This is a genomic window from Chryseobacterium sp., assembly GCF_045629545.1.
Lineage (GTDB): Bacteria > Bacteroidota > Bacteroidia > Flavobacteriales > Weeksellaceae > Chryseobacterium.
On the sequence record NZ_JAZQRK010000029.1, the window covers coordinates 91,551 to 113,629 of the forward strand.

The following is a 22,079-nucleotide window of genomic DNA, read 5'->3' on the forward strand; positions in this document are numbered from 1 at the left end:
ATGAAAAAACTCCTTCTACTATTATTCATTTTCCAACTTGCTTTGATGCAGTCTCAGATCAAAAAAGATTTGGTAATTCCCAAAAATCCAAAGATTGGGCTTTCACTTGCAGGTGGCGGCGCCAAGGGTTTTGCACACATTGGAGTTTTGAAAATTTTAGATTCATTAGGAGTAAAAGTAGATTACGTCGCGGGTACCAGTATGGGTTCTATTGTCGGTGGATTATATGCTGCTGGATATACCGGAAAAGACATTGAAAAAATAGTGATGGATACAGATTTCATCTCCCTCATTACAGACCCGAAATCTCGTACAGAAAGTACTTTTTTTAATAAATCGGTAGACAAGTACCTCATGTCTATCCCCATTAAAAATAAAAAAATTACACTGCCTTCTTCCATCAGTACAGGACAAAAAAATGTGTATTTACTAAAAGAGCTTTTTAAAAATGTTTCTACCATTGACGATTTTTCTAAGCTTCCTATCCCCTTTATGTGTGTTGCTACCAATTTAGAAAGTGGAACTATGCAGATTTTCGAGAAAGGAGATTTGGTACAATCTATTATGGCAAGTTCCGCATTTCCTTCACTAATGGATCCTGTAAAAATCGGAGATAGCATTTATATTGATGGTGCAATGACGGTTAATTATCCATCAAAACCACTTAAAGATAAAGGTATCGATATCGTAATTGGTGTGGATCTTAATCAGGACTTATCCAAGAGAGAAGATCTTACCAATATTATCTCTATTCTCAATCAGGTGATCGATTTCGGAATTCAAAAAGACACCAAGCGCCAATATAGATATACCGATATCAATATTAAGCCCGATCTAAAAGGAATGTCTGCTACAAGTTACGACGAAAAAAAGAAAATTTTGGATAACGGATTTACAGAAGGTCTAAAGTATACTGAGATATTAGACCAACTACCGAAAAGAGAATTTGATCGTCTTAGGCAAACAGTTAACCCAATATACTCTAACGTCTACAAGATTGATAGTGTCGCGATAGAAGGAGGCAAAATATATGGTAAAAATTATGTTTTAGGAAAGATGGGAATCCGACTACCCTCCATGCAAACTTACGGAAGCATTAACAAAGGAATCGATAAATTGGTAGCTACTAACAACTACAAGTTCATCAATTATGATATCATTACAGAGAATAATATCAACTATTTAAAACTTTATGTAACCGAAGATGAAGCTAGACATTTCTTAAAGTTCGGATTGCATTATGATGAAGTTTTTAAAACAGGCTTACTTCTCAATTATTCAGCAAAAAGATTATTAGTAAAAAACTCTAATCTCTCTTTAGATGTTGTTGTAGGAGATAAACCGAGATATTATCTTAATTATTTTATCGATAATGGATATATTCCAGGATTTGGTATTTACTCCTCTGGGATGAGCTTTGATCTAAAAAACAATGATAACGTAGTTTCCGACCAATGGGATTGGCTACGAAATGAGATGTATATTCAATCTATTTGGAGAGACAAATTTGCAATAGGAGCCGGTCTTAGTCATGATTATTTTCAGGCTGAACTTAATGGCAGCAACCAACGTACCAGTAGATTTCTGAACCCTTATATTTTTCTTAAAAGCGACACGCAAAATGACAAAGATTTCCCAAGGAAAGGGTTTTATCTTAATGCGGAAGGAAAAGTGATCGATCTTTTGAAGACAGAAATCCCAAAAAGAGTGATCCAAGTAAAAGCAGATATCAGAGTCAATGTTCCAATATCCAAGCAATTTACCTATCATCTTAATCTATATGGTGGCATTACCATTGGAGACGAAATTCCCAATTTTTATCAATATAGATTAGGTGGAATCTTCCAGCAAAACATTATTAACTTTAAATCCTTCAATGGATATTATTTCGGACAATTGGATACCAACAACGTTATTTTAATATCTAATGATATACAATTTAGGTTCAACAAAAACTTTTTCCTAAGCGGTAATTTCTCATTTGCTAATCTCTCAGATGACCTTACATTCGAAGATGCAGTGAAGGTTAATTATAGCGCTTTTGGTTTAATGGCTGGATACAAATCTCCATTCGGACAGATCAAATTCAACTTTAGCCACTCACTCAACAATAATCAAAAAGGCATATTCAGTGTTATTCTAGGACACTGGTTTTAAAACGATGATACACTTCTTTTACGAAAACTTACCCGAGACGGTAGACACAGATTACAAAAAATGGCTGGAAGATATTATACTTTCAGAAGGAAAAAAAATAGGCGAAATCAACTACATCTTTTGTGATGACGAGTATTTGCTCAAGATCAATCAAGATCATTTGCAACACGATTACTATACAGACATTATCACTTTCGATTCTGTAAAAGGCAAAACAATAAACGGAGAGATTTTTGTATCTTTGCAACGCGTTTCAGACAATGCTTCTTTTTTATCAAAATCATTTGAAGAAGAACAAAAACGAGTTCTCGCTCATGGCATTCTTCACCTCTGTGGTTATAAAGATAAATCCGAAGAAGACGAGAAAGAAATGCGAAGCAAAGAAGATTTCTATATCGCAAAGCACAACAAAGGATAACCTCTGTGCTTTGTATTATAAGGAGCTAATCCCGCTTTTCGCCCTCGCTATTTTTCTTTTTACACAAAGAAAAACGAGCTCAAACAAGGCTACAATCGGGGCTAGATAATTCAACAAACAACCTCTTAGATTGATTTTTATTATAATGTTTCACGTGAAACATTTGTAAATTTTCAACTATTTTAAAGCTAAAAAGATCAGATAAAAATGATTTCAGAAACATATGATGTAATTGTAGTTGGTGCAGGCCACGCAGGTTGCGAAGCTGCTGCCGCTGCTGCCAACTTAGGGTCGAGAACTCTATTGGTAACAATGAATATGCAGACCATCGGACAGATGAGTTGCAACCCAGCAATGGGCGGAATTGCAAAAGGACAAATTGTAAGAGAGATCGATGCAATGGGTGGATACTCGGGTATCGTTGCCGACAAATCTGCAATACAATTTAAAATGCTTAACCTTTCAAAAGGTCCAGCAATGTGGTCGCCAAGAACGCAAAATGACAGAATGCTTTTTGCAGAAGAATGGAGATACGCACTAGAAAATACTCCCAACTTAGACTTCTTCCAAGATATGGTAAAGTCGCTTATTATAGAAAATAATAAAGCAGTTGGTGTAGTTACTTCTCTTGGAATTCAAATAAGATCAAACTCCGTTGTTCTTACAAACGGAACTTTCCTGAACGGATTAATTCACGTTGGCGACAAACAATTGGGTGGAGGAAGAATGGGAGAACCTAGAGCTTTTGGAATTACAGAACAATTGGTTTCTCTAGGATTCGAAGCGGGAAGAATGAAAACCGGAACTCCTCCACGAGTAGACGGAAGAAGTTTAGACTACACAAAAATGGAAGAACAAAAAGGTGACGAGAGTCCTCAAAAATTTAGTTATCTTGATACTCCAAAATTAACGAAACAACTAAGCTGTCATATTGTATATACGAACGAAAATGTACACGATATTTTACGCGAAGGTTTCGATAGAAGTCCAATGTTCAACGGAACAATTCAAAGTTTAGGACCTAGATATTGTCCGAGTATAGAAGACAAAATAAATCGGTTCGCAGAAAGAAACAGACACCAACTTTTTGTAGAACCAGAAGGATGGAAAACTTGTGAAATCTATGTTAACGGATTTAGTTCTTCTCTACCAGAAGATGTACAAATAAAAGCAATGAAGGAAATTCCAGGATTCGAAAATGTAAAGGTTTTCCGTCCAGGTTATGCCATCGAGTACGATTATTTTCCACCTACACAATTGAAGCATACTTTGGAAACAAAGCTGATCGACAATTTATATTTTGCAGGCCAAATCAATGGAACTACTGGATATGAAGAAGCGGCTGGACAAGGACTCATCGCAGGTATCAATGCACATAACAAAGTACACGAAAAAGATGATTTCATCTTGAATAGAGATGAAGCTTATATCGGAGTTCTTATTGATGACCTTATTACAAAAGGTACAGAAGAACCCTACAGAATGTTTACTTCTAGAGCAGAATACAGATTGCTATTAAGACAAGATAATGCAGATATTAGATTAACAGAAAAATCTTACAATATCGGTTTGGCAAAAGAAGAGAGATTAAAAAATGTACACGAAAAAGTTGCGAATAGCCAAGAGCTTGAGGCCTACTTGCGTGATACTTCATTGAAGCCAAAAGTGATCAATCCAATACTAGAAAGTATGGAAAGTAATCCGGTGGATCAAGCTTATAGAGCATCTCAAATTCTCACGCGTCCCAATATCACTTTAGAGAAATTAGAAGCTATAGACTTCATCAAAGAAAAACTTACAGAATACAATGAAGAAGTAAGAGAACAAGCTGAAGTAAATATCAAATACAAAGGATATATTGATAAAGAAAAAGAAAATGTAGCAAAACTTAACAGATTGGAAAATGTGAAGATTCCAGACGAATTTGATTTTACTGCAATTACAAGTTTGTCTTCTGAAGCGAAACAAAAAATGACAAAAGTGAAGCCTAAAACTCTAGCACAAGCTGGAAGAATAAGCGGAGTTTCTCCTGCTGACATTAATGTATTAATGGTATATTTGGGAAGATAATAACGAATAATGTTTCACGTGAAACATTTTATTAAGAACAATGTAAAAATTCAAAACTTTTTCATTGTTCTTTTTATTTATAATAATTATACACCATGAAAATTAAAGATCATTTTCTATCACAAGAAATTTTCGAAATAATAGAAACAGATACAAAAGGAGTTTACAAAACCTCCCCTACCCCACCCAATATTTCTAAGTATTATGAAAGCGAAGATTATATTTCTCATCACCAAGATACAGGAAGTTTGAAAGAAAAATTGTACAAATTTCTTCAATCATTCAATCTTGGATACAAAAAAAATATTTTAATTGATAGAATAAAAAAAGGTTCAAAAGTTTTAGATTATGGTTGCGGAGCTGGCGAATTTGTAAAATTTATAGAGAGCGATTTCCATACTTTCGGCTATGAACCCGACAACGATGCAAGAACCGTAGCGCAAAATAAAATTTCTAAAGCAAAAATAATTAATGACCTTGATGCCATAGAAAATAAAAGTTTAGATGCCATTACGCTTTGGCATGTTTTCGAACATATAGAAAATCAAGATGAAATGCTTTCGATTTTTCATACGAAATTGAAGGATGATGGAATCCTTATTATTGCTGTACCCAATCCCACTTCTTATGATGCTAAGCATTATAAAGAATATTGGGCAGCGTATGATGTACCAAGACACTTCTACCATTTTTCAAAAAATGGAATGGAAAATCTCATTTCAAAAAATAAAAATTGGAAATTGAGAAAAATTAAGCCTCTAATTTTAGATGCGTATTATATTTCGTTGCTAAGCGAAAAATATAAAAAATCTCCTCTATTTTGGCTTAAAGCAATTGTTTTTGGAACAATTTCTAACGTAAAGGCATTGTTTTCGAACGAATATTCGAGTTTGATATACGTAATCAAAAAACAATAGATAATCAATTTTTGAGCCATTTCTGACGTCGGGTTTGGAAACAAATTACTTTAAATAAAAATTATTCAGGAATTGGTGAGCGAAATTTCACTCACTTCAAAAGTAAGCCCCTCCCCTACTCTCTAGCTTAGAGTTAAGAAAAAATTAATACAAAGTCAGAATGTAGGATAATGATTCAATATTTTATAAAAGTGGGATTACTTATTTAAAATGAAAAGCCAACTCAGCAGAGTTGGCTTTTATATTTAACACGATTTATATATTAATTATTTATCGCAGCAATACCTGGAAGTTCTAGTCCCTCCAAACTTTCTAGCATGGCTCCACCTCCAGTAGAAACATAACTTACTTTCTCATCATAACCAAATTGTTTTACAAAGGCAACACTGTCACCACCACCAACTAGTGAGAAAGCTCCCAACTTAGTAGCTTCTGCAATACTTTCGCCCAGAGCAATTGTACCCGCAGCAAAATTTGGCATTTCAAAAACTCCTATGGGTCCGTTCCACAGAATTGTTCTAGAATTTAAAAGTACATCATTAAATTGTTCTCTAGATTTTGTACCCGCATCTAATCCCATCCATCCTTCCGGAATTTCATAGATATCTACCACTTTACTTTCAGATTCATTATTGAAACTCTCAGCAATGACAGTGTCCGATGGCAAGTGGACAGAAACTTTATTTTCTTTGGCTTTTGCTAAAATTTCTAATGCCAATGGTAACTTATCATCTTCTACAAGAGAATTCCCTATTTTACCACCAAGTGCTTTAATAAAAGTAAATGCCATTCCTCCTCCAATAATTAAATTATCAATTGCAGGTAGAATATTTTCTATAATAGTAATTTTAGTTGAAACTTTCGATCCACCTAAAATTGCAGTTACGGGTTTTTCACCACTTTTCAAAACCTTATCAATTGCTTTTAGTTCATTAGCCATCAGTAAACCGAAAAATTTAGTTTCATGAAAAAACTCTGCTATTACCGATGTAGAAGCATGTGCTCTGTGAGCTGTGCCAAAGGCATCATTAACATAGGCATCACCCAGCAGAGAAAGCTGTTCTGCAAACTTCTCATCACCATTCTCCTCTTCATTATGAAAACGCAAATTCTCCAATAGCAAGATCTCGCCAGGTTGTAAATTCTTTGAAGCCTCTACTGCAACATCACCTATAGAATCTTCTACAAACTTTATAGGATGTCCCAATACAGCTGAAACTTCATCTACAATGTTCTTCAAAGAAAATTCCTCTTTTACTGCTCCTTTTGGTCTACCAAGATGCGTCATCAAGATTACAGAACCTCCATCTTGTAATATCTTCTCTATAGTAGGCTTTACTGCAGCAATCCTTGTACTATCTGTTACCTTAAGCTCAGCATCCTGCGGAACGTTGAAATCTACTCTTACAAGCACTTTCTTATTCTGGAAATTAAAATCGTTTACTGTTTTCATAATTAACTTGAAATTTTTTGTTTCACAAATGTAAGATTTTAAATTTTTTGATTGGATCAGTATTCCCAAAAGTTTGAAAAATTTCCTAACACTCATTCATCCTATCACTCATCAATTTTTTTTTATAATAAAGAAAATAATGATAGTTGTTGTTGAGTGTTTGTTAGTTTGTGGTTAACTTTTTCGTAAAAACTTGATAACATATAACTAGTGCTTAATTCATATATAATCAACAATGTAATATACTGTAAACCAATTATATGAGTTAGTTATCCACAATTGTTAGTAACTTTTGAGGATTTAAATTGTTAGTTTTATACCTATGGATAATCTATTAATATTGATGTGGATAAAATTTAAAACTAATTGATGGCATTTCAGATGTGGTTTTGCAATAGTCATTATGCTCGAATAATGCAAGAAATAGTTTTCAGAAGTTCTCCAAAGTTTTCCACAGTTATTAACAATTTTGCTAACAATTTGTGAAAAATTGCGTTTTAGGGCTATATTTCAATGATTCTATTGTGGATAACTATGTTAATTATTATGATATCAGGAAGTTGATGAAGAACATTATCCACAAAAAAATTCTGAAAATTGAATAATTTTCCAAAACTTGAACATTCAGTGGTAGAGAATTGAAATCTAGATTTCTCCATTAAGCGATGAAAAATTTATATCAATTGGACTAAATATTTTAAACAAGTATAACGGATTTTAGACCTGGAGGCTACTATGTTATCTATAATGATTATAGCATAAGAAAAATGAATCATTTCATAAACATGAAAATAAGATTCTTTTAAAGAAACTTATTTTAACTAAATAAATAGTTTAAATTTTTAAACGAAATTTTTAGGTATGTTGGTTTATATTTATCATTATTAAAATATTATTATTTGAATCTATTAATTCATCATGTTCTTATTGCTATTTTAGTTACTAATCATGTAGATATATGCGTTGTGTATATTGGATTTATCTTAACTTTGTATCTAGATTTAATAACAATAGAAATAAAGTAATAATGAAAAGAAAGATTGCTATTGCCGGAGATCACGCTGGGTATGAATACAAAGAAATTCTAAAGAAACATCTAGAAGAAAACTTTGAAGTACAAGATTTTGGAACTTTTTCTACAGACAGTGTAGATTATCCAGATTTTGTACATCCTGCTGCAACTTCAGTTGAGAATGGTGAAAACGAATTAGGAATTCTAATCTGTGGAAGCGGAAATGGAGTTCAAATAACCGCTAATAAACACCAAAAAATAAGATGTGCATTGTGTTGGATGCCCGAAATTGCAGAGTTGGCTAGACAGCACAACGATGCGAATATGATTTCTATCCCTGCAAGATTTGTTGCTAAAGAAGTCGCTATAGAAATCGCAAACAAATTTCTTTCTACGGATTTTGAAGGTGGTAGACATCAAACAAGAGTAGATAAAATCGCTTATTGCTAAAGATAAAGGCTTGTAATTCAGTTTGCGAGCCTTATTTATTTTCTATTTCTTATCTTTGTATGATAATATATAAATAATACTCTATTAGTTTCTGCTGCCAACCATTAATTTATTCTAAACATTTATTAATAGGTTTTTCTTCCCTCATCTCCTTTTTTGTATTAAATTTATACGATACTAATACTTCCTTTCTTATAAATTGGAAGCAAAATTGATGAAAATCAATTTAATAATAATTAAAAACAATGAAAAAACGTAAATATATAAGTCAGAAAAATGACTCAAAACTATTGGAAATAGGGAGATTAATTCTCCGTTTTATGAACCAAGATCAAAATAAAGTATACAATTATAAACAAATCTCAGATGGAATAGACCATAAAAATCCTAGACAAAGAGAATTGGTTATACAAGCTCTACACAAGTTATTATCATCACAAAAAATTAAAGAACCTAGCAAAGGAAAATATAATATAAACCTAAATATCGAAGGTACTCTTACTGGTGTTATTGATTTTAACCAAAGTGGAAATGCCTATGTGAAAGTAGAGAACCTGAATGATGATGTCTTTATCCATTCTAAAAATGTAAAAGATGCTTTGCAAGGTGATAAAGTACTTATCGTTACTTACAACTTTAAGGGCAAAAAAATGGAGGGTTCTGTATTAGAAGTTTTAGAAAGAAAAAGAACAGAATTTGTAGGAACATTCCAGCTGATAGAGCAAAAAGAATTTGCATTTGTTGTATGTGACAAAAAATTTATCAACACAGATATTTTTGTCCCTAAAAGCAAATTTAATGATGCAAAAAATGGTGATAAAGTAGTTGTAAAAATGATTGAATGGAAACTTGGAGATAAAAATCCAAGTGGTGAAATCGTGAAAGTATTGGGTGCGCCTGGTGATCACGAAACAGAAATACACTCTATCCTTGCAGAATATGGTTTGCCGTACACTTTCCCAGAAGAAGTGGAAAGAGATGCAGAAAATATAGATAGAAGAATTACCGATGAAGAAGTAGCAAAGCGTAGAGATATGCGTAGTATCTGCACATTCACTATTGATCCAAAAGATGCAAAGGATTTTGATGATGCTTTGTCTATCGAAAAGCTAGACAACGGAAATTGGGAAATTGGAGTGCACATTGCTGACGTTGCGCATTATGTAGTTCCAGGAACAATCTTGGATGATGAAGCATATGAAAGAGCTACTTCTGTATACTTGGTGGATCGTGTGGTACCAATGCTTCCAGAAGTATTAAGTAATGACGTATGTTCTCTAAGACCTCATGAGGATAAATATACATTTTCTGCCGTATTTGAAATGAATGAAAACGCAGAGGTAGTGAACCAATGGTTTGGTAGAACTGTCATCCATTCTGATAGAAGATTTTCTTATGAAGAAGCACAGGAGCGCATAGAAACACAACAAGGAGACCTTACAGAGGAGATTTTAACGTTAGATCGTTTGGCGAAAATAATGCGTGATAAACGTATTAAAAATGGTGCAATCACATTTGATAGAAGCGAAGTAAGATTTAACCTAAATGAGAAAAACGAACCTGTAGGTGTTTATTTTAAAATAAGTAAAGATTCGAATCATTTAATTGAAGAATTCATGCTTTTGGCAAATAAAAAAGTATCTGAATTTGTATCGTTAAATAAAAGAGGAGAAAATAATAACAATACCTTTATATATAGAATACACGACGATCCAGATCCAGCAAAGCTAACTGCTCTTAAGGATTTTGTATCAACATTTGGATACAAGATGGATCTTGGAAACACCAAAAAAGTGGCAGAATCCATCAATAATCTTTTGAAAGATGTGAAAGGAAAAGGCGAAGAAAATATGGTTGAAACATTAGCAATGCGTAGTATGAGCAAAGCGATATATTCTACCAATCCTATTGGACATTACGGTCTAGGTTTCGATTATTATTCTCACTTCACCTCTCCTATTCGTCGATATCCAGATTTATTGGCACACAGGCTATTACAACATTATTTGGATGGTGGAAAATCTACTGATAAAAACGATTTGGAAGAAAAATCTAAGCACTGTAGCGCAAGAGAAAAATTGGCAGCCGATGCAGAAAGAGAATCTATAAAATTCATGCAAGTGAAATTTATGGAGAAACATCTGGGAGAAACATTTACGGGTGTAATTTCGGGTGTGGCAGAATTTGGTTTCTGGGTAGAAATACCAGAAAATGGTGCAGAAGGATTAATAAAACTGAGAGATTTAGTAGACGACTCATATAGCTATGACAAATCTACCCATGCAGTATATGGCTCTAGTACTGGAAACAAATACCAATTGGGAGATCAATTGAAGGTGAAAGTAATCAAAGCAAATCTGATCCAAAAACAGTTGGATTTTAAGATTGTTGACTAATTAAATCATAAATGCTAAATTTGTTTTAAATAAAATGAAAAATTTTTCATTTTTATAAATATATTGAATGTTCGAACTTATATTCTCAGCCATTGGCCTAGGCTTTATGTTAAGCTTGGTTTTTATAGGACCAATATTTTTTCTTCTTATAGAAACAAGCTTCACAAGAGGCCCAAAACATGCTCTAGCATTAGATTTTGGTGTAGTGAGTGCTGATATATTGTGTATTGTAGCAGCTTATTATGCGAGTTCTGATTTGGTAAGCATTATAGATAAACATCCAGGCTTTTATAGAATCACCGCTCTATTTATATTGGTATACGGAATTATAATGATGGTGACTAAAACAAAAATGCATTTATCAGGAGAAGAAAAATTAATTAGTCAAAATTATTTCAAGACCTTTCTAAACGGGTTTTTACTCAACCTTCTTAATGTAGGCGTTATTTTGTTTTGGCTAGTAACAGTCATCGGGGTAAGAAACCAATATCCTGGAGGAGAAAGTCTGATTCTTTATTTGTCGATTGTCATCGGTACGTATCTCTTGATAGACCTTGCTAAAATATTTTTGGCTAAACAATTTCATTATAAGTTGACTCAACATTTAGCTAACAATATCCGAAAAGGCGTAGGTGTTGTGCTGATCCTATTTAGTGTTTTTATATTTCTTCAAAGTTTTAAAATGTTTAATCAATTTGATAAACAATTGGAAGAAGCCGAAAAAAAAGAAGTTAAATTCAATAAAAAGTAGATGAAAAATAAATTTCCAAAGCCTCTTGAAAAAGGAGCTAAAATAGCATTAATTTCACCAGCTGGATCAGTAATTCCGGCTCAATTGGAGAAAGGGATAGAAATCATAAAGAAAAAAGGATATGTGCCAATTTTGGGTGAAAATTTGTACACTCAGTTTTCTAATGGATACAGCTATGCAGGAACTGAGGCGCAAAGAACTCAAGATCTTAATTGGGCTCTTAATGATCCTGAAATCTCTGCAATTTGGGCTTCTAGAGGAGGATACGGTTGTCAACATTTAGTTGAAAATTTAAACTTAAAGGGATTCAAAAAAAATCCGAAATGGTATATTGGTTATTCTGATAATACAGTTATACAAAGCTTTTTATTAAAAAAAGGATTTTCTTCCATCCATGGACAAACCATCAAAACATCTAGTTTTGGAGTTACAAAAGAAAGTTATAACCTGATTTTTGATGTATTAAAGGGTAAAACGCTTCAATATGATATTAAAGCTCATGCTCTTAATAAAAAAGGAAACATTTCTGGAGAATTGATTGGTGGGAACTTGGCGCTTATTTATGCACTTTTAGGAACCAAATACTCATTCGATTTTACGGATAAAATTCTTTTTATAGAAGATATTGGAGAAAATTTCTACGCACTCGATAGAATGATGATGAGTCTAGAATTGGCAGGAGTTTTTACCAAAATTAAAGGCTTAATTGTAGGTGGAATGACTAATATGGCAAATGAAAAGGATAATAAAGAATATGAAGAAAGTTTCGATTCCTTTGCGTATAAAATAATTTCAGACCGTTTGGTTAAGTATAAATTCCCTGTGGTTTTTGGATTTCCAAATGGACATATTTATGATAATAGACCTCTTATTATTGGTGCAATGGTTCAAATGAAAGTGGAAAAAAAAGTTAATATCACATTTTAGATATCCAATCTCATGGCAGATCACAATGATTTTGGAAAGGTAGCAGAAGATCTAGCCGTTGATTTTCTAGAGAAAGCTGGTTATAAAATATTGGTCAGAAATTTTAGATTTCGACATGCCGAATTGGATATTATTGCCCAGAAAGATGAATTGGTGGTTGTTGTAGAAGTAAAAGCAAGAAATTCTGACGTATTTATTTCGCCTCAAGAAGCTGTCACAAAATCCAAAATCAAATTGATTATCCTTGCTACAGATCATTATTTGGCAACATTCAATCCGAATAAAGAAGTGAGATTTGATATTATTTCTGTACAGCCAGACAAGTCAGGAAAGCTTGCAATAGAGCATCTACCCGATGCTTTTGATGCTTATGATGCCAATTAATTTTAGATTTAATTTTAAAATAAAAAAGAGACGCTATTTTCAAGTATTGATATTCTTTTTGGATGTCTTTTGAGAAGTAAAATAGTAAATAAAAAATAAATTACACACTAGATAACGAAGAGAGAGGAAATGTCTCTCTTTTTTTTATCTTTGCAAATTACAAGTTCTTAAATGAAAAACATACGAAATTTTTGCATAATCGCACATATCGACCACGGTAAGAGTACTTTGGCAGACCGTCTTTTGGAATACACCAACACGGTGACCCAAAGAGAATTACAATCTCAGACGTTAGATGATATGGATTTGGAAAAAGAACGTGGGATTACCATAAAATCTCACGCGATCCAAATGGATTATGAATATAAAGGTGAAAAATATATTTTAAATCTTATTGATACTCCCGGACACGTAGATTTTTCTTACGAAGTTTCACGTTCTATCGCAGCTTGTGAAGGGGCACTTCTTATTGTAGATGCGGCCCAGAGTATACAAGCTCAGACTATTAGTAACCTTTATTTGGCTCTAGAGAATGATCTTGAGATTATTCCTATTCTTAATAAGATAGATCTTCCATCTGCTAATCCAGAAGAGGTAACAGATGAGATTATGGGTCTATTAGGATGTAAATACGAAGATGTACTTAGAGTTTCTGGTAAAACAGGAGAAGGTGTGCACGAATTGTTGGAGCATATTGTTAATAAAATTCCGGCTCCAGTAGGAGATCCAGATGCTCCATTACAAGCCCTTATTTTTGATTCTGTTTATAACCCTTTTAGAGGTATCGAAGCCTATTTCAAGGTGGTAAATGGAAGCATTTCTAAAAACGAAAAAATCAAGTTTTTTGCAACTGGTAAAGAATATGGTGCTGATGAAGTAGGTACTTTGAAATTAAAACAAGTGCCAAAGAAAACAATCAAATGTGGAGATGTGGGGTATATTATTTCGGGTATCAAAGATGCTAGAGAAGTAAAAGTGGGTGATACTATTACCTCATTCGTTAATCCCGCAGCAGCGGCTATTGATGGTTTTGAAGAAGTAAAACCAATGGTATTTGCTGGGATCTACCCTATCGAATCTGAAGATTTCGAAGAACTAAGATTCTCTCTAGAAAAATTAAGATTAAATGATGCCTCATTGGTGTTCGAACCAGAAAGTTCTGCAGCATTAGGTTTTGGTTTCCGTTGTGGATTCTTAGGGATGTTACACATGGAGATTGTACAAGAACGTCTAGACAGAGAGTTCAATATGGACGTTATCACTACAGTTCCCAACGTATCTTACCACGGATACAGCAAAAAGGAACCAGATACGCCTATCCTAATTAATAACCCATCTGAAATGATGGATCCTATTACTTTAGATCGTGTAGAAGAACCTTACATCAAGGCTTCTATCATTACAAAATCAGATTTTGTAGGTCCTGTAATGACCCTTTGTATAGAGAAAAGAGGAGAAATCGTTAACCAAAGTTACCTTACAGCAGATCGTGTAGAGCTTACCTTCAATATGCCTTTGGCAGAAGTTGTTTTTGATTTCTACGATCGTCTAAAGTCTATTTCTAAAGGATATGCTTCATTCGATTATACTCCAATTGGGATGCGTTCTTCTAAGTTGGTGAAGATGGATATCCTGATCAATGGAGATATGGTAGATGCATTATCATCTCTTATTCACGATTCTAATGCGTATTATATCGGTAAAAGAATGTGTGAAAAGCTAAGAGAACTTATTCCTAGACAACAGTTTGATATCGCTGTACAAGCAGCTCTTGGTGCAAAAGTAATTGCGAGAGAAACCATAAAAGCTTTGAGAAAAGATGTTACTGCAAAATGTTATGGTGGTGATATTTCTAGAAAGCGTAAGTTGCTAGAAAAGCAAAAAGAAGGAAAGAAAAAGATGAAACAAATTGGTCGTGTAGAAGTTCCACAATCGGCGTTTATGGCGGTTCTGAAACTGAATGATTAATGTTTATATACAAGCCCGATAGTTTACGCTATCGGGTTTTTTTATTTCATTTGGGCAGCTTTTCCGCCTTCCGCTCCCGCTTTTTTTGTTGTAAGCTTTGGCTCCGCTCAGATTCCAACAAAAAAGAGCTCCGCTCAAGTCGGGCTGCAATAAAATTCCAGCTTTCAGTAGATTTTTTGATATGTAGACTTATTTATCCAATTCAAAAATATTTCTTTGGTTTTTAATTATAGATTTATCGTACTTCATAGTAAACTCTTTTGTAGAAGAATTTCCCGTCCATATCTTAAATTTTCCTTCCTCCTTTCCCTTAAGGTAATTAATAGCAAAAATCATAATTTCATTAGGCTCAAATTCCCAATAAAAATATTTTTCCCAACCTACCATACATCCACCTTGTGAATTTTCATTCCAAATCATTTGCCACTTCTTTTTATCATTGAGAACGATTAATGGAAGATTTTTAAACTCAGATAATATCAGTTTTTTGCCCGATATATTTTTAATAAATACAGGAAAAGACTTATATTTTTTTTAGAGATTCGGTTTCGTTATTATATGCATATTTTGGGATGCTATCTCTAGATTTTACAATAATCTGAATATTTTTTTCAGATAAAGAATCAAACATGACAGGCTTGTTGCTGTACTTCATTTTATAAAATTCCTCATGGAAATAACCTTTAACTTTGGTATATTTTGCCAAACCTAATGTATCTATTGGATAACCAGGCGGTGGTGGTGGCACAGGAATCATAGATTGGTAATATTTTACATCGATATTATTTTTAGGTTTTCCTATATAAATTATTCCACTCCCACTTTCGTATATTCCTTCATTGAAATTTTGTAAACTCAATTTCTCATCCTTCGGAAAATTCAATACAATATCGTCTGCAAAGGATTTATTCTCCTTGCAACTCGTTATTAGAATAATTAAAATCCATAAAACTCTATTCATTGTATTTGTTTTATATAAAATTACTCCAAATTTCTTTATAAATTTGCGTACTGATAACGCAAAAATAAAATGCAAGACATTAAAGTAGCCGTAGACGCTGTGGTATTTGGATATTTTGACAAAAAAGATTTACAAATACTTCTTATAAAAAGAAAAATAGATCCTTACAAAGGCGGTTGGGCATTGCCTGGAGGCTTGGTTTTGGAAGATGAAAACCTAGATGATGCCGTAAAAAGAGAATTGCAAGAAGAAGCAGGCATAAAACCCGACTTTCTAGAGCAACTCTACACATTTGGTAATGTTGGGCGAGATCCTCGAAATAGAGTGGTTTCTGTCGCTTATTTGGGGCTTGTAAACCCATCTTACCATCAGTTGTTTGCAGATTCGGATGCAGAAGATGCACAATGGTTTGATATCAACGCCCTCCCTACTCTAGCCTTCGATCATCAAGAGATTATTGATAGAGCACTAGAAAGACTTCGATCTAAGTTACAATATCAGCCAATTGGCTTTAATCTTCTAAGAGAAGAATTCCCTTTTTCCGATCTAGAAAGATTGTATTCTACAATCTTGGGTAAAGAGATTGACCGAAGAAATTTTAGAAAAAAAATACTAAGTTTCGAACTGCTTACTCCTACTCTATTACAAAAAAAAGAAGGCAGTGGAAGACCTGCAAAACTCTTTACTTTCAACAAAAATAAGTACCAACAGCTAGAAAAAGATGGCTTTTATTTTGAAATAAAATAGATTCATTTTTCATTAACTAAATAAATAGGTTTTAGTATCTATTCGCAAAACTATTTATTTAGTTTTTGTAGAGTATGTTCTATAACTAAAAATTTCTATTTAGAAGTTTCTTCATTTCTTCTATCATTTCTCTATTTCTTATCTCGATTCTTTATACATCAATGGATGTAAAGTTTGCAATTTCCTCCTTTTCAATTTTTCTATTTGTTCAACTGGTAAAAATAAATTTAATACATTTAAAATCAAATAGTTATATTTAAATGCGTAAATTTTACGCAAATTAATTTGGTGAATAAATTAATCTTTTTATACATTTGTGTAACAAAAACGCAAATATGAAATATAATTTAAAAACCACCATTCAAAGTTTTCAAAAAAAAGAAAAACTTAAATTCTTATTCTTTTGGGGAGACACTACTAGTTCAGCTATTTCGAAGTCCTGTTTTAGTCAGTGGTATCCATGCGAGTTTGAAGAAAATTCTCAAAAATATTTTTCAGCAGAACAATATATGATGGCTAGTAAAGCTGCATTATTCAATGATGATAAAGCTTTAAAAGAAATCTTAGATACCAAAGATCCCAAGAAAGCAAAAGCATTGGGAAGATTGGTAAAAAATTTCAATGCAGAGAATTGGGATCAGCATAAATATGAAATTGTAGTACAAGCCAATTATTTAAAATTTTCTCAAAACGAAGAATTCAAAAACTTTCTTTGCTCTACCAATCAAAAAATTCTTGTGGAAGCAAGTCCTAACGACAAAATTTGGGGAATAGGAATGCTAGAAAGTAATCCAAAATCCGAAAATCCTTTACTTTGGAACGGCGAAAATCTCCTTGGTTTTGCCCTGATGGAAGTAAGAGATAGCCTACAATAAAACATCATTCACCAAAAAATAACAAAAGTATGAATGCCGATTTAAAACCAAGATTTATAGAGTCGCTGAAAAGAAATAACGAGCAGATAAGAGAGGATAGGGCAGTAGCAATTGGGGAAGATTCTCAACTGATCTACAGAAGAAGGGTAGAAGATATCGCTCTAAAAATTAAAAAGATTGAACGCGAGCAAGAAGGTCTTATCGATGTAAGCCCTTTGGATAAAAACAGTTTAACATTTGCCGATTTTCAGCCAGAACAGTTTGTAGAAAAAGATTTGGAACTCTCATTAATACTCCGAAATCTCAACATACAATTGGAAATTGCAGAAAAAAGATTTGAATATTTATTTGGAAAAAAATTATAGTTATGGGAAGTACAAGATATGATATAAACGCTCGCGAAGACAGAGCAATAAGAGTAGGATACGCATCTAAATCTGCGAACGAAATTTTTACACAAAATGCGGAAAGAAGAGCACACGAGTCTATGAATCCTCACGGAATCACCTTTAGAGAAGCAAGAGATTCTTCCGTTCATCCTCATTCTGTCCCTATTATTTTGGGATTAGATGTTACTGGAAGCATGGGACATATTCCTCACGAACTCATTAAAGAAGATCTTCCAAAATTAATGGGTGGCATTATCCAAAATGGAGTTCCAGATCCTGCTCTTTTATTTTTAGGAATTGGTGATCACGAATGTGATAATTATCCATTGCAAGTTGGACAGTTCGAATCAGGAGATGAGGAGCTCGATATGTGGCTTACCCGAACCTATATAGAATCTGGCGGCGGCGGAAACGCAGGAGAAAGTTATCTTTTGGCTTGGTATTTTGCAGCTTTCCATACCCGCACTGATGCTTATGAAAAAAGAGGACAAAAAGGAATGTTATTTACCATCGGTGACGAACCTTGTCTAAGAACGCTACCTGCTTCAGCGATTAGAGAAATTGTGGGGAACGGACAACAAACTTTTTCTGCGGTAGAACTTTTGGAAGAAGCTAAAAAAAGATACGAAGTATTTCATATCAACGTGGTACATTCAGAACAAGCCGAAAGAGCAGAAGTCGGTTGGAAGGATCTTTTAGGACAAAATTGTTTATCCATTGCTAATCATAAAGAAATTCCAAGCGTTATTCAAAACATCGTTTGTAACCGATTTAAAAATGCCACTACTGGCACACATTCAAATACAACAAATCATAATTTAGATCAATTAAATATGTTATAATCATGAAAACTGCACAAATAATTATAGGTCTGGGTTTCGGTGACGAAGGTAAAGGTATTACCACAGACTTTTTAGCCTCTCAAAATCTAGATTCTATCGTTATTCGGTATTCTGGAGGTCAACAAGCTGCTCATACGGTGTTGATTGACGATAAAAAGCATATTCATTCTAGCTTTTGCAGCGGTGCTTTGCGAGGTTTACCTTCTTATTTTAGTGAGCATTGTACCATTCATCCTTCATTATTATTAAACGAAAAAGAGGAGTTAGAAAAACTGAATGGTAATATCACAATTTATATCCATCCACTAGCGAAAGTGACGACGCCTTTTGATGTAATTTCGAATCGGAAAAACATGAAAAATCTAGAACACGGAACTTGTGGTAAAGGAGTAGGCGCAACTATGAAAAGACACGAAAGTGCTTACAAATTGTTTGCAATCGATCTTATATCTCCCAAAGAAATGCTGCTTGAAAAGTTAAAATCAATAGCCAGTTATTACGGTTTTGAAGCTTCAGAAGAGCTCAATCAGCTTGTCGATCATTTTTTGTACTCGGTAGAAACTTTAGATTGGAAAATTTGCGGTTACGATTATCTGAAAAGCTTTAATCATCTTATTTTCGAAGGCAGCCAAGGTATATTGTTGGATATGGATCATGGCGTTTTTCCGAATGTCACTTTTGCGCATACCACTTCAAAAAATGCACACGAGATTTGTGATTTTCTAGAAATCGAGGATCGAGAAATGTACTACATTACTAGAAATTATGCCACAAGACACGGCAATGGTTGGATGAGCGATGAGCAAGAACTAAAACTCCAAAACAACGAGCACGAAACCTGCGTCTACAACGATTATCAGAAGGAACTGAGATTTGGAAGGTTAGATTATAAATTGCTCAATTATGCTTTAATTTTGGATGGAGCTTATGGAAAATCTAGTCAAAAAAATATCGTCATCACTTGTTTGGATCAGTATTTAGAAAAATTTGAAGTAGAAAAATTAACGATTCAATTCGATGCGCTCTACGGATCTTATTCGCCCTTTTCCAAAGATTTCAAAAAACTATCTTAGGGCAGCAATTTCCGTCTTCCGCTCCCATTCTTTTTTTGTTGGCTGAGCGGAGCCGAAGGCTCCGCTCAGCCAACAAAAAAAGGAATTCCGCTCAAGTCGGGCTGCAGATATTTTAAAATTAAGAAATTAGGTAAATAGAATGAAACCAAAAATACAGATTACAAAAGGTGATAGTACCAAAATAGAAGTTGATGCAATTGTAAACGCAGCCAACTCTTCATTGCTAGGTGGCGGTGGAGTAGACGGTGTCATCCACAAAGTAGGCGGAAAGCAAATTTTGGAAGAATGTATTCTCATTAGAAACCGACAAGGTGGTTGCAAAACCGGAAATGCAGTTTATACAACAGCAGGAAATTTGCCCTCAAAATATATAATTCATACAGTAGGACCAATTTGGAATGGCGATGTGGAAAAATGCACGCAAGCGTTATCTAATTGTTATAAAAATTCATTGGCTTTAGCTGAAAGTTTGGGTGCAAAAAGTATTTCATTTCCCAATATTAGCACAGGCGTTTATAGATTTCCTAAAGAATTGGCTGCCAAAATCGCTTTAGAAATTACGACTCAGTGGGAATCTTCAACGTTAGAAAAAATAATTTTTGTTTGTTTTGATGATGAAAATGAGCAAATTTATCAGAAATTAATCAATCAGAATTCATGAAAAAATTAGTTATACTTAGTGGCGCAGGAATCAGTGCCGAAAGCGGAATAAAAACCTTCAGAGACGGAGATGGTCTTTGGGAAAAACATAGTATTACCGATGTGGCTAGTCCAGAAGGATGGAAAAAAGACAAAACATTGGTTTTAGAATTTTACAACCAAAGACGCCGCCAACTTCATGAAGTTGAACCCAATGAAGCTCATCAATTAATAGCAGAATTGGAAAAATATTTTGATGTTCAAATAATTACTCAAAATGTAGACGATTTGCATGAACGTGCCGGTTCTTCCAAAATTCTTCATTTGCACGGAGAATTGTTCAAATCTTGTTCTTGCAACAATAAAAACCTGATTTACGACCAAAAAGAGGATATCAATATTGGAGATAAAGCTGAAGATGGAGCGCAACTGCGTCCTTTCATTGTTTGGTTTGGGGAAGACGTTCCACTTATGTCAGAAGCAACCCAATTGGCAAAAGAAGCAGATATTTTTTTAGTGATCGGAACTTCTTTGCAAGTTTATCCAGCTGCAGGATTGCTACACGATATAAAAGAAGATTGTTTGTTATTCGTTATCAATCCTAATGAAATAGGTTTTGGATACGGGCAAAAAGCAATTGTAATGAAAGAAACAGCAACCGAAGGTATGAAACTACTTTTTGATAAATTGGTAAATCTTGCGTAATGAAAAACAAGGTAAAGTCTGGAATTTTTGGACTGTGTATTGGTGATGCTTTGGGAGTTCCTGTGGAGTTTAAGAAAAGAGAAAATTTAAAATTATCTCCTGTTACAGGATATTTAGAATATAGGTCTTGGAACCAGCCAAAAGGAACATGGAGTGATGATAGTTCTTTAACACTTTGTTTAGCAGAAGAATTAACGAAGGGATATCATCTAGAAAAAATAGGAGAAAGTTTTGTAAAATGGGTGAAATATGGACATTGGACAGCACATGGAAAACTATTTGATATTGGTGGAACAACAAGACATTCTATCGCAAGATTAATAAAAGGGGAGAGTGCTAAATTTTCTGGAAATATTTTTGAAGAAGATAACGGTAATGGTTCTTTAATGAGGATTTTACCATTAGCTTTTTACCTTAGCAATGAAGAAAATATAGATACTATTTATCAAACGATAAAAGAAGTTTCTAGCATTACTCATGGACATTTTCGTTCTGTATTTGCTTGCCTTATTTATATCATTTTTGCAATTGAATTGTTAAAAGATAAATCCAAAAAAGAAGCTTATTTTAATACTCAAAAAATAGCTTTGGAATATGCTGAAAAACAAGGTTTTAATTTAAAAGAAATTGAGCTTTTCGATAGAATTTTAAAAAATGAAATTTCAGAATATCCAGAAGATGAAATAAAAAGTAGCGGATATGTTCTTCATAGTTTAGAAGCATCTTTTTGGTGTTTTTTAAATTCTGAAAATTATTCTGAAGCTGTTTTAAAAGCTGTTAATTTAGGAGAAGATACCGATACAACAGGAGCAATTACTGGTGGAATTGCAGGGATTTATTATGGTTTTAAAAATATACCTCAAGAATGGATTAATGAATTGGTGAGAAAAAAGGATATTGAAAAACTTTGTGAAAAATTGGAAAAAAAATTAATGTAAAAACACA

General features: G+C 33.5%; 21 protein-coding genes. 18 read left to right on the top strand and 3 right to left on the bottom strand.

Annotated features, from left to right (window positions below):
- From ACKI42_RS07325 to ACKI42_RS07340, 4 genes are all read left to right on the top strand, one after another.
- Nucleotides 1–2,157: a patatin-like phospholipase family protein gene (locus ACKI42_RS07325; protein ID WP_407403972.1), complete on the top strand. Its 2,157-nt coding sequence runs from the start codon at nucleotides 1–3 to the stop codon at nucleotides 2,155–2,157.
- A 4-nt stretch (nucleotides 2,158–2,161) separates the two neighbouring features.
- Nucleotides 2,162–2,575 carry an rRNA maturation RNase YbeY gene (gene ybeY, locus ACKI42_RS07330; protein WP_407403974.1) on the top strand — a complete coding sequence of 138 codons (414 nt, stop codon included), beginning with the start codon at nucleotides 2,162–2,164 and terminating at the stop codon, nucleotides 2,573–2,575.
- 207 nt (nucleotides 2,576–2,782) lie between these two features.
- Nucleotides 2,783–4,645, top strand: coding sequence for a tRNA uridine-5-carboxymethylaminomethyl(34) synthesis enzyme MnmG (gene mnmG, locus ACKI42_RS07335; protein WP_407403976.1), 1,863 nt, complete (start codon nucleotides 2,783–2,785; stop codon nucleotides 4,643–4,645).
- 95 nt (nucleotides 4,646–4,740) lie between these two features.
- Nucleotides 4,741–5,562 carry a class I SAM-dependent methyltransferase gene (locus ACKI42_RS07340; RefSeq protein ID WP_407403978.1) on the top strand — a complete coding sequence of 274 codons (822 nt, stop codon included), beginning with the start codon at nucleotides 4,741–4,743 and terminating at the stop codon, nucleotides 5,560–5,562.
- A 262-nt stretch (nucleotides 5,563–5,824) separates the two neighbouring features.
- On the opposite strand, the gene ACKI42_RS07345 is transcribed toward ACKI42_RS07340, so the two are convergent.
- Nucleotides 5,825–7,015 carry a phosphoglycerate kinase gene (locus ACKI42_RS07345; RefSeq protein WP_407403980.1) on the bottom strand — a complete coding sequence of 397 codons (1,191 nt, stop codon included), beginning with the start codon at nucleotides 7,013–7,015 and terminating at the stop codon, nucleotides 5,825–5,827.
- A 1,027-nt stretch (nucleotides 7,016–8,042) separates the two neighbouring features.
- Here ACKI42_RS07345 and rpiB point away from each other — a divergent pair.
- From rpiB to lepA, 6 genes are all read left to right on the top strand, one after another.
- Nucleotides 8,043–8,477 carry a ribose 5-phosphate isomerase B gene (gene rpiB / locus ACKI42_RS07350; RefSeq protein ID WP_407403982.1) on the top strand — a complete coding sequence of 145 codons (435 nt, stop codon included), beginning with the start codon at nucleotides 8,043–8,045 and terminating at the stop codon, nucleotides 8,475–8,477.
- A 245-nt stretch (nucleotides 8,478–8,722) separates the two neighbouring features.
- On the top strand, nucleotides 8,723–10,873 hold the full coding sequence (gene rnr / locus ACKI42_RS07355) for a ribonuclease R (RefSeq protein ID WP_407403984.1): 2,151 nt from the start codon (nucleotides 8,723–8,725) through the stop codon (nucleotides 10,871–10,873).
- A gap of 67 nt (nucleotides 10,874–10,940) precedes the next feature.
- Nucleotides 10,941–11,624: a LysE family translocator gene (locus ACKI42_RS07360; protein WP_407403986.1), complete on the top strand. Its 684-nt coding sequence runs from the start codon at nucleotides 10,941–10,943 to the stop codon at nucleotides 11,622–11,624.
- Entirely contained in the window at nucleotides 11,625–12,551 is a 927-nt protein-coding gene (locus ACKI42_RS07365; RefSeq protein ID WP_407403988.1) for an LD-carboxypeptidase, read from the top strand.
- 12 nt (nucleotides 12,552–12,563) lie between these two features.
- Complete coding sequence (locus ACKI42_RS07370; RefSeq protein WP_407403990.1) at nucleotides 12,564–12,935, top strand: YraN family protein; 372 nt, start codon at nucleotides 12,564–12,566, stop codon at nucleotides 12,933–12,935.
- Between the two features lie 171 nt (nucleotides 12,936–13,106).
- Nucleotides 13,107–14,903, top strand: a complete 1,797-nt coding sequence (gene lepA / locus ACKI42_RS07375) for a translation elongation factor 4 (RefSeq protein WP_407403992.1) — start codon at nucleotides 13,107–13,109, stop codon at nucleotides 14,901–14,903.
- A gap of 189 nt (nucleotides 14,904–15,092) precedes the next feature.
- Here the strand turns inward: lepA and ACKI42_RS07380 are convergent, their stop codons facing one another.
- Nucleotides 15,093–15,323, bottom strand: a complete 231-nt coding sequence (locus ACKI42_RS07380) for a hypothetical protein (RefSeq protein ID WP_407403994.1) — start codon at nucleotides 15,321–15,323, stop codon at nucleotides 15,093–15,095.
- Nucleotides 15,324–15,426: 103 nt separating this feature from the next.
- Nucleotides 15,427–15,864, bottom strand: a complete 438-nt coding sequence (locus ACKI42_RS07385) for a hypothetical protein (RefSeq protein ID WP_407403996.1) — start codon at nucleotides 15,862–15,864, stop codon at nucleotides 15,427–15,429.
- 69 nt (nucleotides 15,865–15,933) lie between these two features.
- Here ACKI42_RS07385 and ACKI42_RS07390 point away from each other — a divergent pair, with 69 nt between their 5' ends.
- From ACKI42_RS07390 to ACKI42_RS07425, 8 genes are all read left to right on the top strand, one after another.
- Complete coding sequence (locus tag ACKI42_RS07390) at nucleotides 15,934–16,611, top strand: NrtR DNA-binding winged helix domain-containing protein (RefSeq protein ID WP_407403998.1); 678 nt, start codon at nucleotides 15,934–15,936, stop codon at nucleotides 16,609–16,611.
- 335 nt (nucleotides 16,612–16,946) lie between these two features.
- A complete protein-coding gene (locus ACKI42_RS07395; protein WP_407404000.1) occupies nucleotides 16,947–17,486 on the top strand; it encodes an NADAR family protein in 540 nt (179 codons plus the stop codon).
- Between the two features lie 29 nt (nucleotides 17,487–17,515).
- Nucleotides 17,516–17,851 carry a hypothetical protein gene (locus ACKI42_RS07400; RefSeq protein WP_407404002.1) on the top strand — a complete coding sequence of 112 codons (336 nt, stop codon included), beginning with the start codon at nucleotides 17,516–17,518 and terminating at the stop codon, nucleotides 17,849–17,851.
- Nucleotides 17,852–17,853: 2 nt separating this feature from the next.
- Nucleotides 17,854–18,717 (top strand): hypothetical protein, encoded by an 864-nt coding sequence (locus ACKI42_RS07405; RefSeq protein ID WP_407404004.1) that lies wholly within the window; start codon nucleotides 17,854–17,856, stop codon nucleotides 18,715–18,717.
- Between the two features lie 2 nt (nucleotides 18,718–18,719).
- Nucleotides 18,720–19,790: an adenylosuccinate synthetase gene (locus ACKI42_RS07410; protein ID WP_407404006.1), complete on the top strand. Its 1,071-nt coding sequence runs from the start codon at nucleotides 18,720–18,722 to the stop codon at nucleotides 19,788–19,790.
- A 139-nt stretch (nucleotides 19,791–19,929) separates the two neighbouring features.
- Nucleotides 19,930–20,451: an O-acetyl-ADP-ribose deacetylase gene (locus ACKI42_RS07415; protein WP_407404008.1), complete on the top strand. Its 522-nt coding sequence runs from the start codon at nucleotides 19,930–19,932 to the stop codon at nucleotides 20,449–20,451.
- Nucleotides 20,448–21,134: a Sir2 family NAD-dependent protein deacetylase gene (locus ACKI42_RS07420; protein WP_407404010.1), complete on the top strand. Its 687-nt coding sequence runs from the start codon at nucleotides 20,448–20,450 to the stop codon at nucleotides 21,132–21,134. Before ACKI42_RS07415 ends, ACKI42_RS07420 begins: the two co-directional genes overlap by 4 nt.
- Nucleotides 21,134–22,072: an ADP-ribosylglycohydrolase family protein gene (locus ACKI42_RS07425; RefSeq protein ID WP_407404012.1), complete on the top strand. Its 939-nt coding sequence runs from the start codon at nucleotides 21,134–21,136 to the stop codon at nucleotides 22,070–22,072. Before ACKI42_RS07420 ends, ACKI42_RS07425 begins: the two co-directional genes overlap by 1 nt.
- The last annotated feature ends 7 nt before the right edge of the window (nucleotides 22,073–22,079 follow it).